We start from the raw sequence: 14,821 nt of genomic DNA on the forward strand, positions 1-14,821 counted from the left end.
GGATGAACTCAGAAACAACAGTGCCGGTACATAAGGGATCGGCTTCAGGTCAGCAATCCGGTCGCAGGAAGGCACGGTTGCCACTTGCAGCCAAGGTGCTCTCTTCGGCACTCAGCGTAGCTTTGCTTATTGGAGGAACAGCGGGAGTCACTGGAGCCGAAGCTTCGAATGGAAATAGTACAACGGAGAGTGGCCTGCAATCACATAAGGGGGGCAGTCACTTGAAAGAGATTCAACTGGAATATCTGGATCGCGGTCTGGTAGCTGCATCAACATCCGAAGGTGTTTTTCTTAGCTGGAGATTGCTTGGTGACGAGGCCACAGGGTATAGCGATAAAGGGCTGACAGGTACGGACTTTAACGTCTATCGTGATGGCAAAAAGATCACTACGGTTACGGATAGCACCAACTATGTAGATGCCAAAGGTAAATCTTCTTCCCGTTATGAAGTGGCAGCGGTGAACAAAAAGGGTAAGGAGAGCAAACGCAGTGCATCCGTCAAACCTTGGGCGAACGGCTACGTGGATATTCCACTGCAAAAACCGGCCGATGGGGTGACGCCTGCCGGCGAAGCCTATACGTATTCCGCCAATGACATGAGCGTGGGTGATGTGGACGGGGATGGCCAATATGAGTTTTTTGTGAAATGGGACCCTTCCAATGCCAAGGATGTATCGCAAAAAGGATACACGGGTAAAACCTACGTAGATGCTTACACCCTGGACGGACAATTGCTGTACCGGATTGATCTTGGAGTCAACATTCGCGCAGGTGCTCATTATACACAGATGCTTGTTTACGATTTTGACGGGGATGGCAAGGCTGAGATGATGTTCAAGACTGCTCCGGGCACGAAAATAATCCAATATAACAAAAAAGGAAAAGTGACATCCGAGAAGTATATCACCTTACCGAAGGAAGACCGCAAGGCAGGCGTGAAGAACGAGGATGATTATCGTTTAAGTGCTGACGGTTACTACGATCACGTGGTGGATATGTTCAGAAACTGGCATAAACACGAAGAGGTAGTGAAGGGCAACTGGCCTGCGACATTGGAAGAGGCATTTGGAATGGAGAAAAAGTATAACTATCCATTATCTCAGCAGGATGCCGAGAGCTTGGCCGATTACTTCATTGATGTCTACGCGGTAGAACGCAGCAACCGAAATGAGTTGCGCAAGTTCGAAGGCTTTATCGTGGACGGACCGGAGTACGTTACGGTATTTGAAGGGAAATCAGGCAAAGAGCTGGAGACGATCCCCTACGAACCTGAACGTCATGATGATGGCTTGATGTGGGGCGATTATGCTATGGCACGGATTGAACCGGGCAATCGGGTGGACCGTTTCCTGGCGGGCGTGGCTTATCTGGATGGCAAGAAACCATCTGCAATCTTTGCACGCGGATACTATACACGTTCGACCATGGTTGCTTATAACTGGGATGGCAAGAAGCTGAAAAAGGAATGGAAAGTGGACAGCGGCTGGACACCGATGAAGAACCCGTTCAATGATGGGCCGCATGGCGTGGATGGCACAGATCCGGAGTATGGCTCCATTACAACCCAAGGCGCGCACTATTTCAGTGTGGCGGATGTGGATGGAGACGGCAAACAGGAGATCATCTATGGCTCAGCCACAATTGATCATGATGGTAGCGTACTGTATAGCTCCACAGACCTGATGCCAGCCGAAAGTGCTGCACCGGGAACGATTGCCCGTCTGGGTCATGGGGATGCCCTTCATGTGGCAGATATCGACCCGGATCGTCCGGGACTCGAGATCTTCATGGTTCACGAGGGTGGTCCGTGGGCTCCATATGGCTACTCCTTGCGGGATGCGAAGACCGGAGAAGTGATCTATGGCGGATACACAGGGAAAGATACGGGACGCGGCATGGTGGGGGATGTTGATCCAACCCGTCGCGGTCTGGAGACATGGGCTGTAGGCTTATGGACAGCACAGGGTCAGAAAATCAGTGATCAAGCCCCGGGAACGAATATGAATATCCGTTGGTCTGGTGATATGACGACACAGATCGTAGACGGTGCGATTGATGTTACTCCAACCATCAAGGATTGGAATCGTGGCACGTTGCTGACGGCAACAGGCACATTGACTAACAATTACACCAAAGGTACACCTTCTCTTGTAGCTGATATCTTCGGGGATTGGCGGGAAGAGATGCTGGTGAGAACCACCGACAGCTCAGCAATCCGCATCTATCTGAGTACCGAGAAGACAGACCGCAAGTTGTACACGCTGATGCATGATGCGATGTATCGCGTGGGCATTGCTGGACAGAACAGTGGATACAACCAGCCTTCCTATCCGTCCTTCTATATGGCATCGGATATCGACTGGTCGAAGGTAACGCTGCCCAAATTCTACACGCCAGGGAAGGGCGGAAAGTAAGCAGGCTGATCAGCAGTAGTAAGATAGCGTAGAACTGATTTGGATCAGACTGTAACCTAAAGCAGCATCAATGGATATGAGCGGTACTGAAGCATTTTGAAGTATTCTAAAGCTCTGGAGTCTCCCGTGTGTCTCGGCACATGGAGACTTCAGAGCTTTTTTACATGAGAATCTGAGGGAGTTGGGAATAGAGCTTGGCATGTTCGGGCGATCCGCGTTACATCATTCTTGTTTATCCGTTAAGTCCAGATGCGCGGTAGAAGCGAACGCTTCAATGGTGTATTTACCTTGATCATGGATCAAGGTGGTGATGGAGCATTCGGGGATCAATTGGTTCTGCATCGCTATAAAATCGGGATGCCAGACATTAAGCTCGCGCTCGGTGAAGGTTTGCACCAGGAAATCCGTAATGAGTCCACCATGTGTAACCACAATAATGTTACTGTTCTCCTGCTCTTCATTCGTCAATTCGGTTAAGCGGGAGGCCAGACGTTCACCAGCCTGTTTGGCCGAGTCTCCCACAGGTGGAATGTAATCTGGGTCAGACGTGCATCGATCCCACATCGCAATGAATTCTTCGAATGACTGATCGGGGCCATCTCCCCAATTGGCACGTTCACGCAGGCGAGGCTCTACTATTATGGGGGATTGAGTATGGCTGGCAATCATACTTGCAGTTTCTTGGGCACGCCGAAGTGGGCTGGTAAGAATTTTAGTAACAGGAAAGGCAGCTCTGGCAAAATGAAGTGCTGTGGCTTCGGCTTGTAAAACCCCTTCGGAAGTGAGGGGGACATCACCGATTTGTCGTTCTTTAAGTCCGTGTCTTACCAGATGAAAGGTGATACTCATGCGTAGGAACCTCCTTTAAGTATAGATAATTCACATAAATGATTAGATCATATACTAATTATATATTTATCTAATTATAAAATACAATCATCATTTGAGTCAGGACGTTTATATCCAACCTACATAATTGTTACAATGGAGAAAAGTGAGGATCGATCGTTGAAGGACTGGAGGTATGGACATGAGCATCTCGAAGCGCTGGACAGGAAGCCTGTATCAGGAGGCATTGCGAACAGAGGATTGTGGGCCGCGTTTTTATGCGTACTATTATAAGCAATGGGACAACTACCGTATGTCCTATCACCATCATGATTCCATGGAGATTATGTATATTATTTCGGGAATGTGTCGTGTGGACGTACTGATGCCGGATGGGAGCTCGGAACAGGCTGTTCTGAAAAAAGGGCAGTTCATTATGCTCGATGCCGGCGTCCCGCACCGTCTGCTGGTGGAAGATGGCGTGCCTTGCCGGATGCTCAATGTAGAGTTTGGATTCTCGGGAACACCAGCCGGTCAGCTGTCCATTCGACAGCTCGTACAGGAAGAGGAAGAAGTCCACACTTTGCTGGCCAATGCCTCGCCATATCTGGTACTGCCTGACCCGGAAGAGGTGTATTACATTATGAAAAGTCTGGTGTTGGAGCTCGATCAGCGTGGTCTATTGGAGCAGGGAAGATCCTCTGGCCCATTAGGCGTTATTCCCAGAGAGGACCGTGCACAACATCGCGAAGCCCGGAATCTGTCGTCCCCGGAACAGGGAATGCTGGTGCGCACGTTGTTCATCCAGTTGATCGTCCGTGTAGCACGTCTGCGCGGAGAAATGAACCGGAGTGCGCCAGATCAGGCGGAGCTGTATGTCAAACGAACAATCGAATTCATGCATCACAATATGGACCGCAATATTCAGATGAAGGACATTGCCGCAGCCGTCAATCTGCATCCGGGTTATTTGCATCGCATTTTCCGTCAGCACACGCAGCGTACACCAACCGATTACCTGACCATGCTTCGGATGGAGAAGGCCAAGATGCTGCTACAGCAGACGAATATTCCGATTTCTGAGATCTCCGACTATGTTGGAGTAGGGAGTCGTCAGTATTTTCATATGTTATTCAAAAAATATACCGGCTGTACGCCTGTTGAATTTCGCTCCTCGATGGAACGACATGTGAGTCAATATCCGAAGGATGAATGAGTCATTTGCAGTAATTTCGAAAACAAGTGTATTAGTGGATCTGGTGTTTAAAAGTTAGGATTTTTGACAACAGGGACTTGAACAGGTCATGATTTTGATAACGCTTCCCCTATTGGCGTTGGTACAATGATTTCATGAAGAGAGTCATTAACCGAAGCGAAATATTCGGATAAGGGGAGGATATAAACATGTCGTTTAAAGTGGCGTTTATCGGGGCAGGAAGTATCGGATTCACTCGGGGATTGCTGCGGGATTTGCTCACGGTACCGGAGTTTAACAACATCGAAATTGCGTTCTGCGATATTAGCCAGCACAATCTGGACATGGTGACGGAGCTGTGTCAGCGGGATATCCGTGAGAATGGATTGAATATTCAGATTCATCCGACAACGGATCGGAAAGAAGCGTTAAAAGATGCGAAGTATGTACTGTGTACGATTCGTGTTGGTGGACTGGAAGCTTTTGCAACGGATGTGGATATTCCACTTAAATATGGGGTAGACCAATGTGTCGGCGATACGCTGTGTGCAGGTGGCATCATGTACGGACAACGCGGAATTGCCGAGATGCTGGACATTTGTAAAGATATTCGTGAACAGAGCGCACCGGATGTACTTCTCTTGAACTATTCCAATCCGATGGCGATGCTCACATGGGCATGCAATAAGTATGGCGGTGTGCGGACGATCGGACTGTGTCATGGCGTACAGCATGGTCATCATCAGATTGCGGAAGCTTTTGGCTTGAAAAAGAGTGAAGTGGATATTATCTGTGCCGGCATCAACCATCAGACCTGGTATATTCAGGCTTCTCATGAAGGCAAAGATCTTACAGGTGACCTGCTCGAAGCCTTCGAAAAACATCCCGAGTACAGCCGCACCGAGAAAGTGCGGATCGATATGCTGCGCCGCTTCGGATATTACAGTACAGAATCGAATGGTCATCTGAGTGAATATGTGCCGTGGTACCGCAAACGTCCGGAAGAGATTAACGAATGGATCGACTTGGGCAACTGGATCAACGGAGAGACAGGTGGGTATCTGCGGGTATGCACCGAGGGGCGCAACTGGTTTGAGACGGATTTCCCTAACTGGATGAAGGATGAACCGATGCAATTTATTCCCGAAAAACGGGGCGAGGAGCATGGTTCGTACATTATCGAAGGGCTGGAGACCGGACGTGTCTATCGCGGACATTTTAATACCGTTAATCAAGGAGTCATCTCGAACCTGCCGGACGATGCGATTATTGAAGCACCAGGATATGTGGATCGCAACGGCATTTCTATGCCACATGTAGGTGATCTGCCACTAGGACCAGCCGCGGTATGTAATGTGAGTATTTCCGTGCAACGTCTGGCAGTTGAAGCTGCGGTGAACGGAGACGACCAATTACTTCGTCAGGCGTTCATGATGGACCCGCTCGTAGGTGCCGTATGTAATCCAAAAGAGATCTGGCAGATGGTCGATGAGATGTTGGTTGCACAGGCTCAGTGGCTGCCACAGTACGGGGATGCGATTGCTGCCGCAGAAGCAAGACTTGCTGCGGGTAATCTTATTCCGACGAAGGAGTATGAAGGTGCAGCACGTCTTAAGGTGAAAACCGTTGAAGAGATGCAACAGGATCGTGATGCTGCCAACAAAAACGCAGGTGAATCCGATAAAGGCAAGGATCGTGAGAAAGTGCAGCAATAGACAAAACGAGTATAGGGCTTCTCCATAATTGGAGGAGCCCTGTTTTATTTTTTTGGACGCCGCGGACAAAGGCTAAAGTAACGTTCACATCGTACTTATGAATTGTATTATAACCACCTCTTTATTCCTTCCATGCGAAAAGCAAGAGAGGAATATTGCAACGTTGCTCACTTTGAGGCATATTTACCATGTGATGCATATTACCTTTACAGACATAGTAATATGTCTTATAGTATACGAAGGATGGAAGAAAGTTGGTGAATTTTGCAGATGGATGTTCAAGTAATTAACAGTGATCTGATTCGGGGCAATATTGACCCCATCATTCTGAGTGTACTTATACCTTCTGATAACTATGGTTACAGCATTATTAAGGAGATCTATCGCAAGAGTGGAGAGCAGTTTGAATTGAAGGAACCTACGCTTTATTCCAGTTTGAAGAGGCTGGAGAAGAGTGGATATGTGGAGTCTTACTGGGGGGAAGAGACGCAGGGAGGACGACGCAAATATTACCGGATTACAGTGCAAGGCCTCGAAGCCTATAGAGAGCAGGTTCAAGCTTGGCAGGCAGCCAAGGCACTGATTGATTGTATGATTGTCACTGGAGAAAAAGGAGATGAAGACCTATGAGATTGGAAGCTCGCATCACCCGTCATGTGAATCGTCTGTTCGCTCACGCACCAGATACATTGGATAATCGGGAATTAAAAGAAGAGATTCACAGTAATCTCGCTGCGCGGATTGACGATTATATCTCGCAGGGGATGAGTGAAGATAAGGCGTTCCAGACCGCCATTCAGCATATCGCTGGTATGGATCAAGTGATGAGTGACCATCGGAGAGTGCAACGTGTTCCGTACTGGACAGCGTTATTACAGTCTGCTCTGATATATTGCCTTATAGCCTGGATCATAACCATTCCAACGAGAGTGGTGATGCAAGGCTCCGCCATAAACAACCTGCTTATGCTCGTGAGCCTCCTTGTTGGGGGATCATATGTATTGTATATGTTGACCAACAGGACGAATGATCCGGCAACTTCAGTGAAAACTACAGTGATTCAAACCGATGCCTTTATGCGGTGGAATCGCAGAATTTGGTGGTTATGGGCGGTGTTCATGATTGTACTATGGGGAACACAGGCGGCGTTGCGATTTGGAAGCAACATCTGGTTTAATCGACCCATTCAGGTGGATGGACCTTATCAGTTTGCTATGATGGCCATTGCCTTTGCTATCCCGCTACTGAGCGTTATTATTCCTTTGGTAGTGCATCGGGCGTATCGGATCATTAGCAAATATGAAGTGAGTGATGTGTCATGAGAGGGAAAAATATATGGATTATTGCACTCGTTGTTCTCGGTGTGGTTGGCCTTGTGTTCGTGGAGGGTTTCGTTAATCCGAGGATCGAGGCACAGCAGGATCAGTATGAAGCAGAGCAGAATGATCCGCTGACGCATGATTTTGCCGCTTTAGTGAAATATCGCAGTCCCTACATGGGTGATAATTCCAACCTTAGTCATTTGAATCAAGCCTTACCTTTACAAGAAAGATTGAATGGTTACCAACTGTACCCGGAGACGTTCACGGCTCAAGTGAATTATAGCTTGGATACGCACGAGATGGATACAGAGGAACTTGAGCGAATACTGGTATATAATGCGATTGCGAACTTTGTGATGATCGATAATCTGGAGCAGGTTGTCTACCAGTTAGAGAATACCAGCTATACCTTACGTCGTGAATCTGCCCAACAATGGACAGGTACGGAATTAGAGAAGCTTCAGAACGTGGAGCTATGGAATTCGATTGTACGCGAGAAGCTCGTGGAAATGGCACAAGTGAAAGCAGCTTTTTCACAAATTGTTGACAATTAAGTTGCATGAAATAGAAGGAAATAGGCAAGAGACTCGACTCTTCTTCCATGCTATGTTATTATAAATCTCTGATAACGTGGTAACGAACTAAAGCGTTTGGTTTTGGTTATAGACATGGAGGGGTTCGAGAGATGAGAAAAAAAGCGATTCTACTATTATTCATTAGTATATGTGTATTGATTGTAGCGGGTTGTTCCAGTTCCGCAAGCAAAGACGATAACACGATTGTTGTAGGCATTGACGATAAGTTTGCTCCAATGGGTTTCCGGGACGAGCAGAATGAAATTGTTGGTTTTGATATTGATTACGCACGAGCTGCAGCGGAGAAAATGGGTAAAGAAATCACATTCCAGCCGATCGACTGGTCTTCCAAAGAATCAGAGCTGAACAGTGGTCGAATCGACATGATCTGGAACGGATACACCATTACGGATGAGCGCAAGGAGAAAGTGCTCTTCACGAAGCCTTACCTGGAAAACAGTCAGGTCGCGATTACCTTGGCAGACTCGCCAATTACAAAGCTGGATGAACTTGATGGTAAAAATGTGGGATTACAGGCATTGTCCTCAGCGGCAGATGCACTGGCAGCTAGTCCCCTGAAGGATAAAGTAAAAGCTTCCGAATTCAAGGATAACGTGCTTGCTCTGACTGACTTGAAAACAAAACGTCTGGATGCGGTCATCATCGATGAAGTGGTCGCGAGATACTACATGTCCAAGGAAGAGGGAACATTCAAACTGCTGGATGAATCTCTTGCACCGGAACAATATGGAATAGGTATCAAAAAAGGCAATGAAGAGCTTCTGAATCAGCTGCAAAAAGCGCTGGATGAGCTCAATGCAGATGGAACAGCAGCTAAAATCTCCACCCAATGGTTGGGTGAAGACAAGGTTCTGAAATAGGCAGGTTACACACCTGATATATAGTTTGAACAAAACGGACCCCGTATTCCACGCTGGAGCGATACATGCCCCAGAGGAATGCGGGGTTAACAGATTAGAGGAGATAAAATAATGAGTTGGGATTATATATTGACCATTTTAAAACCTATGCTAGAGGGTGCACAGACCACCATTTTCATGTTCTTACTGGCGATCGTGTTATCTGTACCGCTTGGATTTGCGGTCACGCTCGCGATGAGAAGCCAGATTAAACCACTGGCGTGGATTGCTCATACCTACGTCTACGTGATGCGAGGAACACCACTGCTGCTCCAAATTCTATTCTTCTGCTTCGGTTTACCGTTGCTTCCGGTGATTGGAGAGTACCTGGTGTTTGATCGCTTTGTAGCAGCGGGGATTGCATTCATCCTGAACTATGCGGCGTACTTTGCTGAAATCTTCAGGGGCGGACTGCTGTCCATTGATAAAGGGCAACATGAGGCGGCAAAGGTCCTTGGATTGACGAAGTGGCAGACGATGACCAAAGTCATTATTCCTCAGATGATTCGTGTAGTGTTGCCTGCAACGGCCAATGAGTCCATTACTCTGATCAAGGATACGGCACTGCTCTATGCCGTGGCTGTACCCGAGCTGTTGTATTACGCCCAAGCGGCAGTGAATCGGGATTTGCAGTTAATCCCGTTCTTCGTAGCGGCGATTATGTATCTGCTCATGACTCTCGTGCTTACTTTGCTGTTCAAGGCGCTGGAGAAGCGGTTTTCATATGAATAAAATAAAACTGATCAATCAAAGGACTGTCTGCATATGACACATATAATAGAAGTAAATCAGTTGAGAAAATCATTCGGCACACTTGATGTGCTGAAGCAGGTATCCTTCAATGTGGAACCAGGCGAAGTAATTGCCGTGATTGGGCCCTCGGGTTCAGGTAAAAGTACGATGCTGCGCAGCCTGATTCATCTGGAGGATATCTCGGGCGGAACGATTCGCATTCAGGATCAGACATTGGTCGATAATGGTCGTTACGCGGGTGCCGCAGATATTCGCAAGATGACGGATCGTATGGGTATGGTATTCCAGCATTTCAACCTGTTCCCACACCTGACCGTACAGGCTAATCTGGAACTCGCACCGAAGACTTTGAAAAAAGAAAGTTCAAGTGTCATCCGGTACCGCAGTCTGGAATTACTCGGCAAAGTAGGACTGTCGGACAAGGCAGACGCGTATCCAGCCAATCTGTCCGGTGGACAGAAACAACGTGTAGCTATTGCCCGCGCACTCATGATGCAGCCTGACATTCTTCTGTTTGATGAGCCGACATCGGCCCTCGATCCGGAGCTGACCGGGGAAGTGTTACGCGTAATCAAACAACTTGCGCAGGAAAATATGACGATGATGATTGTCACGCATGAGATGGGCTTCGCCCGTGATGTTGCGGATCGTGTGTTCTTCATGGATAACGGGGAAATCGCAGAGGCGGGACCGCCAGAACAGATCTTCGGCAATCCAAAGCTTGCACGTACTCGGACATTTTTGCAGCGGGTGGAAGTGGAAGGATAGAAGACATTGCATCTAAGAAATGTGGAAAGAACGCAATCCTATGAGTAGTAAGGGATTGCGTTCTTTTTTAATAATAGCTTATGTCCACAGGTATGTATTCCAGATAATTAATACCATGGTCAACACGATATAAGTCACTACATTCCAATGTGTTCGAATTGCATAAGTGGTGTAACTCATAATTCCAAACAAAAAATACTAAAACACAACGAGTTCTAAACTTTATATTCTAGAAGTACAATGTTTAAGCTTACGCTTCAACTATGTGTTCAGAGGATGGATACAATAAAATTAATAACAACTCGCTATTTACAAAATATGGTACACTCATTCCCTCTAAAACATTATAATGAACATACTTATTAAACAGGGAGGGGTTCTACGTTGGAACATCGCGATCGCGAAAATGATGTGAATCGTTATTATAACGACACACTTCCACCACCACCTTATGTAATACCAAAAACCAATAGTAAATCGATTGCAGCTCTTGTTTTGGGCATATTGTCCATCGTAATTCCATACGTGGGATTACTGATTGGTATTGTTGCCATCATCATTGCCTCTATATCGCTCAAAGAAATGAAGACCCGCATGGAACAGGGCAGAGGATTAGCCATTGCTGGCCTTGTCTGTGGAATTATCAGTGTAGCGTTGTATGTATTACTGATTACGCTCGCGCTGTTATTTTCTTTTGCTGTCTCGAGTTCTGATATGTACTCTACATACTAGGAAAAGGAATAGGAAGAATATAAATGCTATTGATCACTAGAAAATCTATATACCGTTTAGCTGAACCATACAGAGAACCTGATATGCTGGCCTGTTACGCCATTTCACAGACGATTTCATCACCGACGAGTAAAGCGATTTTACTAATCAATAGAGACAGATTAAAAGTTCTCTTTCTCAATGTATTTTCCTCGAAAGTTGTAGAAATAATTGATTTTGCTTTGGATGATCTGAAAAATCAAAAATTAAAATCTGGAATGGGGCTCTCCGCTATATGGTCATTCCAGCTCAATGGTACCCATTGGCGATTTAGCATTATCAAGAAAATGCTTACCCTTGGCTCCATGCAAGGTGATTTTCTGAGTTTTCTGAACCAACACATTGTGAAGGATCTTGGCTAAACTCAATATCAAAACTAACAAAAAGACAAAGGCATATCCCTTTAGCCCAGACTTGCGAACATCCAGCGAGTCAGGACAAGGGGATATGCCTTGTCTATTTTTTCATACTACGCGTGAAGTGCAACTTCATTGCTCACGTTTTCGTTCTCTGTGGTACGGTGCATCAGGAAGTACGTTAGAGTTCCTCCAAGACCAATTACCGCAAAGATGCACAGTATACCGAGCTGATCCCAAGCCACGCCGAACTGTCCGCTTGAGATAACTGCTTTATAACCTGTTACCGAATAGGTCATAGGCAGCCATGGATTAAACACCTTCAACCAGTTTGGAATCAGTTCGAGCGGGAAGGTACCCGCGCTGGTCGTAAGCTGGAAGATCAACATCAGAATTGCGAGGAATCGTCCCGGATTTTCCAACCAAGTCACCAGTGCCTGAATGATGTACATGAAGCTTAGGCTGGTCACAAAGCTGAACAAGAGGAACAACGGAACGCTCTGAACATTCAGACCCAAGCCGTACAATACGAGCCACGAAGCAAGTAGGGATTGCACAGCACTCATAAGTGTGAAAGCCAGCGTTTTACTCACAAAACGATTCCAGCCACTTGCCTCGCTAACCGTGCTGCCGCGTGTTGGCACAACCAACGTGGCGATCAATGCCCCGACAAACAGCCCCAGTGACAGGAAGTATGGCGAGAATCCTGTACCATAATTGGGTACCTCATTATATTTATGCTCATCGACCTGAACAGGCTCCGCATACATCGTTACCAGTTCATCGGTCTTTTTCACACTCCCCGTCTGCTCAGCCGCTTCATTCAGCTTGGTGGCAAGTTCACCAGAGCCATCCGTTAACGTCAACGTACCTTCTTTTAACTGACCGGCACCGTCATCCAGCTTATGTGAGCCATCTGCAAGTGTTGAGATTCCGTCTGTGAGCTGGCTTACACCCGCAACCAACTTGCCTGCACCAGCATCCAATTGACCTGAACCGTCCGCAAGTTTAGCTGCTCCAGACGCTGCTTCGGATAATTTGGAATTGAATTGCTGTAGGCCCATCGCAAGCTTTTCGTGTCCGGCGGATAATTGCGTAGCACCTTGTACCAGTTGTTGTTCACCCTGTACCAACTGGCTGCTGCCTTGATGCAGTTGCTGCTGTGCAGCGTACAGGTTTTGGCTGCCTGCGACCAACTGCTGTCCGCCCTGATACACTTGTTCACTGCCAGCGGCTACGGCCTGACTTGCTGCCAGGAGCTGCTGAACAGCAGGACTTGCGGCCAGTTCCGGACTGGCTTCAGCCAATTGGGCGAGCCCTTGTGCAACCGCTTTGGCACCCTCGCTAACTTTGCCGCTGCCCTCAACAGAGCTTTGCAGTCCAGCATTCAGCTTCGCACTACCTTCCTCGGAAGCCGCAAGTCCTGCATCCAGCTTAGCCGCGCCTTCTTGAGCAGATTGAAGACCAGCCTGTAACTGTTTGCCGCCCATTTCGGCCTGGGTTGCTCCATCACTCAGCTTCGTGCCTGCTGCTGCGAGTTGGGATAGCCCACTGGAAAGGGCACTTGCGCCAGTATGAAGATCACCTGTGCCTTGGGCGAGAGTGGACGTACCTTCTTCTAACGAAACTATGCCCGTTTCGAGCTTGTCGGTGCCAGCGGCCAGTTTAGAGAGGTTCTCTTTTAATGTAGCAGCACCCTCATCCAGTTTGATCGCACCATTATGAATCTGACCTGCGCCATCCCCGGCATCCGCCAAACCACCAGAGATTTTTTCAACCTGATCCAATAACGTTTCGGTATACGATTCTGTGACTTTGGCAGCAACTTTGGAGCGAATTTGTTTAACCGCCGTGCCACCGATCTGACCCGCGAGGAAGTTGTATCCTTCATTGGGTTCGTAGATCAGATCTGCTGGCTCAGGGTGCTCATCCATCAGGGTCGTTGCTTTGGAGGAAAAGTCCTCCGGAATAACAATCGTCATATAATATTTATTGTCTTCCATGCCTTGATCTGCTTGTTCACGAGTGACGAATTGCCAGTTGAAATCATCGCTTTTTTTCAATTCATCGATCAGATTCTGACCGACCTCCAGTGATTTGCCGTTGTAGACTGCACCCTGATCCGTGTTGACCACGGCTACAGGTAATTCATTCATTTTGCCATAAGGGTCCCAGAATGCATTCAGGAACAGGCCGCTATACAATACCGGAATGAACAGTACAACGAGAATCGGAATAAATACTTTTGGTTTCTTGAAGGCGGACTTCAGATCCTGCCCAAATACGTGGAATGATTTCATCATGTTCTCTCCCTATCCTTACGCTCATCCATTTGTTCTGTCTCTATTATGTGTTGGATATAGTAGTTTACCTTTCTCTAGGTGGGGGATAAGCCATTCTTGAGAAAGAGGCCCACAAAATCCTTGATCTGATCCTTATGCAGCGTAGGATGCGCTTTGTTCCAATCCGAGGTTAAGGTGACATACAGCTTCAGCAGGACAAAAGAAACCAGTTTGGGATCGTCTCTGCGAATCTGCTCCAACTCCATGGCACGGCTGACCTGACGCTCCAGATATTCGAGAATGGCTGTCTCCACTTGCTGCAAACCTTCCTTGGCTTGCAGTGTACCGAACTCGTTAACCTCCTGAAAAAGCTTAATCAACAACTCATGTTCCTCCCGGTACTCCAGCAGAGAGTCCATACTCATATGCACGTTATCCAGAAAGGAATTTTCTTCCTTCACGGTCTGCTCTGTAATCTGTCTCATGTCCGTAATGATTGAGCGCAGAATCTCGCTGAACAGTTCTTCTTTATTTTCGAAAAAAGTATAGATCGTTCCCTTGCCCACATTGGCAAGTCTCGCAACCTGCTCCATCGTTGTGGCCTTGTAGCCAAACAGGGCAAAGGATTTCTCGGCAGAGTCCATCACCTGTTGCCTTCGATCTATCGTTTTCATGGTATTTACACCTCCTTGTGGTTGAAAGGATAAATGGGAAGATAAACTTTTATGACCGATTTACTATTATGGTCAGTTGGTCGTTAACAAATGTAGCACTTGAACAGGGAAGGTGGATGTGATCTTTGTCATAAAAGTGCTGGGATAGGTTCGATAGGTGCGAATGTGATACTCATATGAAAAAGCGATGACGGAGCGTTTAACGAGTAGAATAGCTGAGCGAAAAAAAGCTTGTAACTATGTCTTCG

Annotated in this window: 14 protein-coding genes; 11 read left to right on the top strand and 3 right to left on the bottom strand. The window is 47.2% G+C overall.

The features are described 5' to 3' along the window. The first annotated feature begins 2 nt into the window (after positions 1-2). Positions 3-2,414 carry a rhamnogalacturonan lyase gene (locus MKX40_RS05270; RefSeq protein WP_339239981.1) on the top strand — a complete coding sequence of 804 codons (2,412 nt, stop codon included), beginning with the start codon at positions 3-5 and terminating at the stop codon, positions 2,412-2,414. A 222-nt stretch (positions 2,415-2,636) separates the two neighbouring features. Here the strand turns inward: MKX40_RS05270 and MKX40_RS05275 are convergent, their stop codons facing one another. Continuing rightward, the gene (locus MKX40_RS05275; RefSeq protein WP_339239982.1) at positions 2,637-3,263 is read right to left on the bottom strand and encodes a histidine phosphatase family protein; all 627 of its coding nucleotides are present in this window, start codon (positions 3,261-3,263) and stop codon (positions 2,637-2,639) included. Between the two features lie 181 nt (positions 3,264-3,444). Here MKX40_RS05275 and MKX40_RS05280 point away from each other — a divergent pair, with 181 nt between their 5' ends. The 10 genes from MKX40_RS05280 (at position 3,445) to MKX40_RS05325 (ending at position 11,623) form a co-directional block, all read left to right on the top strand. Further along, positions 3,445-4,458, top strand: a complete 1,014-nt coding sequence (locus MKX40_RS05280; RefSeq protein WP_339239983.1) for an AraC family transcriptional regulator — start codon at positions 3,445-3,447, stop codon at positions 4,456-4,458. Positions 4,459-4,646: 188 nt separating this feature from the next. Further along, positions 4,647-6,152, top strand: a complete 1,506-nt coding sequence (locus MKX40_RS05285) for an alpha-glucosidase/alpha-galactosidase (RefSeq protein ID WP_339239984.1) — start codon at positions 4,647-4,649, stop codon at positions 6,150-6,152. A 270-nt stretch (positions 6,153-6,422) separates the two neighbouring features. Further along, the gene (locus MKX40_RS05290) at positions 6,423-6,782 is read left to right on the top strand and encodes a PadR family transcriptional regulator (RefSeq protein WP_339239986.1); all 360 of its coding nucleotides are present in this window, start codon (positions 6,423-6,425) and stop codon (positions 6,780-6,782) included. Further along, positions 6,779-7,474 carry a permease prefix domain 1-containing protein gene (locus MKX40_RS05295; protein ID WP_339239988.1) on the top strand — a complete coding sequence of 232 codons (696 nt, stop codon included), beginning with the start codon at positions 6,779-6,781 and terminating at the stop codon, positions 7,472-7,474. The genes MKX40_RS05290 and MKX40_RS05295 overlap by 4 nt, the downstream gene beginning before the upstream one ends. Beyond that, the gene (locus tag MKX40_RS05300; protein WP_339239990.1) at positions 7,471-8,028 is read left to right on the top strand and encodes a DUF4825 domain-containing protein; all 558 of its coding nucleotides are present in this window, start codon (positions 7,471-7,473) and stop codon (positions 8,026-8,028) included. The genes MKX40_RS05295 and MKX40_RS05300 overlap by 4 nt, the downstream gene beginning before the upstream one ends. Before the next feature lie 131 nt (positions 8,029-8,159). Beyond that, the gene (locus MKX40_RS05305) at positions 8,160-8,930 is read left to right on the top strand and encodes an amino acid ABC transporter substrate-binding protein (RefSeq protein WP_036672520.1); all 771 of its coding nucleotides are present in this window, start codon (positions 8,160-8,162) and stop codon (positions 8,928-8,930) included. A gap of 111 nt (positions 8,931-9,041) precedes the next feature. Further along, positions 9,042-9,701 (top strand): amino acid ABC transporter permease, encoded by a 660-nt coding sequence (locus tag MKX40_RS05310; RefSeq protein WP_339239992.1) that lies wholly within the window; start codon positions 9,042-9,044, stop codon positions 9,699-9,701. Positions 9,702-9,734: 33 nt separating this feature from the next. Continuing rightward, positions 9,735-10,490, top strand: coding sequence for an amino acid ABC transporter ATP-binding protein (locus tag MKX40_RS05315; RefSeq protein WP_339239993.1), 756 nt, complete (start codon positions 9,735-9,737; stop codon positions 10,488-10,490). A gap of 384 nt (positions 10,491-10,874) precedes the next feature. Continuing rightward, on the top strand, positions 10,875-11,222 hold the full coding sequence (locus tag MKX40_RS05320) for a DUF4190 domain-containing protein (protein ID WP_339239994.1): 348 nt from the start codon (positions 10,875-10,877) through the stop codon (positions 11,220-11,222). Between the two features lie 23 nt (positions 11,223-11,245). Continuing rightward, positions 11,246-11,623 carry a hypothetical protein gene (locus MKX40_RS05325; protein ID WP_339239995.1) on the top strand — a complete coding sequence of 126 codons (378 nt, stop codon included), beginning with the start codon at positions 11,246-11,248 and terminating at the stop codon, positions 11,621-11,623. A gap of 107 nt (positions 11,624-11,730) precedes the next feature. Here MKX40_RS05325 and MKX40_RS05330 read toward each other — a convergent pair whose 3' ends face one another. Continuing rightward, entirely contained in the window at positions 11,731-13,917 is a 2,187-nt protein-coding gene (locus tag MKX40_RS05330; RefSeq protein WP_339242929.1) for a YhgE/Pip domain-containing protein, read from the bottom strand. Between the two features lie 77 nt (positions 13,918-13,994). After that, a complete protein-coding gene (locus MKX40_RS05335; RefSeq protein WP_339239997.1) occupies positions 13,995-14,573 on the bottom strand; it encodes a TetR/AcrR family transcriptional regulator in 579 nt (192 codons plus the stop codon). Positions 14,574-14,821 lie beyond the last annotated feature (248 nt).

The sequence above is a fragment of the Paenibacillus sp. FSL R5-0517 genome (genome assembly GCF_037974355.1).
GTDB lineage: Bacteria > Bacillota > Bacilli > Paenibacillales > Paenibacillaceae > Paenibacillus.

What these genes read in the sequence shown, in the direction of transcription:
- MKX40_RS05270 (WP_339239981.1), top strand. Translation starts at nt 3, where the DNA reads ATGAACTCAGAAACAACAGTGCCGGTACATAAGGGATCGGCTTCAGGT.
- MKX40_RS05285 (WP_339239984.1), top strand. Translation starts at nt 4,647, where the DNA reads ATGTCGTTTAAAGTGGCGTTTATCGGGGCAGGAAGTATCGGATTCACT.
- MKX40_RS05310 (WP_339239992.1), top strand. Translation starts at nt 9,042, where the DNA reads ATGAGTTGGGATTATATATTGACCATTTTAAAACCTATGCTAGAGGGT.
- MKX40_RS05325 (WP_339239995.1), top strand. Translation starts at nt 11,246, where the DNA reads ATGCTATTGATCACTAGAAAATCTATATACCGTTTAGCTGAACCATAC.
- MKX40_RS05275 (WP_339239982.1), bottom strand. Translation starts at nt 3,263, where the DNA reads ATGAGTATCACCTTTCATCTGGTAAGACACGGACTTAAAGAACGACAA.
- MKX40_RS05315 (WP_339239993.1), top strand. Translation starts at nt 9,735, where the DNA reads ATGACACATATAATAGAAGTAAATCAGTTGAGAAAATCATTCGGCACA.
- MKX40_RS05300 (WP_339239990.1), top strand. Translation starts at nt 7,471, where the DNA reads ATGAGAGGGAAAAATATATGGATTATTGCACTCGTTGTTCTCGGTGTG.
- MKX40_RS05335 (WP_339239997.1), bottom strand. Translation starts at nt 14,573, where the DNA reads ATGAAAACGATAGATCGAAGGCAACAGGTGATGGACTCTGCCGAGAAA.
- MKX40_RS05290 (WP_339239986.1), top strand. Translation starts at nt 6,423, where the DNA reads ATGGATGTTCAAGTAATTAACAGTGATCTGATTCGGGGCAATATTGAC.
- MKX40_RS05305 (WP_036672520.1), top strand. Translation starts at nt 8,160, where the DNA reads ATGAGAAAAAAAGCGATTCTACTATTATTCATTAGTATATGTGTATTG.
- MKX40_RS05330 (WP_339242929.1), bottom strand. Translation starts at nt 13,917, where the DNA reads ATGAAATCATTCCACGTATTTGGGCAGGATCTGAAGTCCGCCTTCAAG.
- MKX40_RS05295 (WP_339239988.1), top strand. Translation starts at nt 6,779, where the DNA reads ATGAGATTGGAAGCTCGCATCACCCGTCATGTGAATCGTCTGTTCGCT.
- MKX40_RS05280 (WP_339239983.1), top strand. Translation starts at nt 3,445, where the DNA reads ATGAGCATCTCGAAGCGCTGGACAGGAAGCCTGTATCAGGAGGCATTG.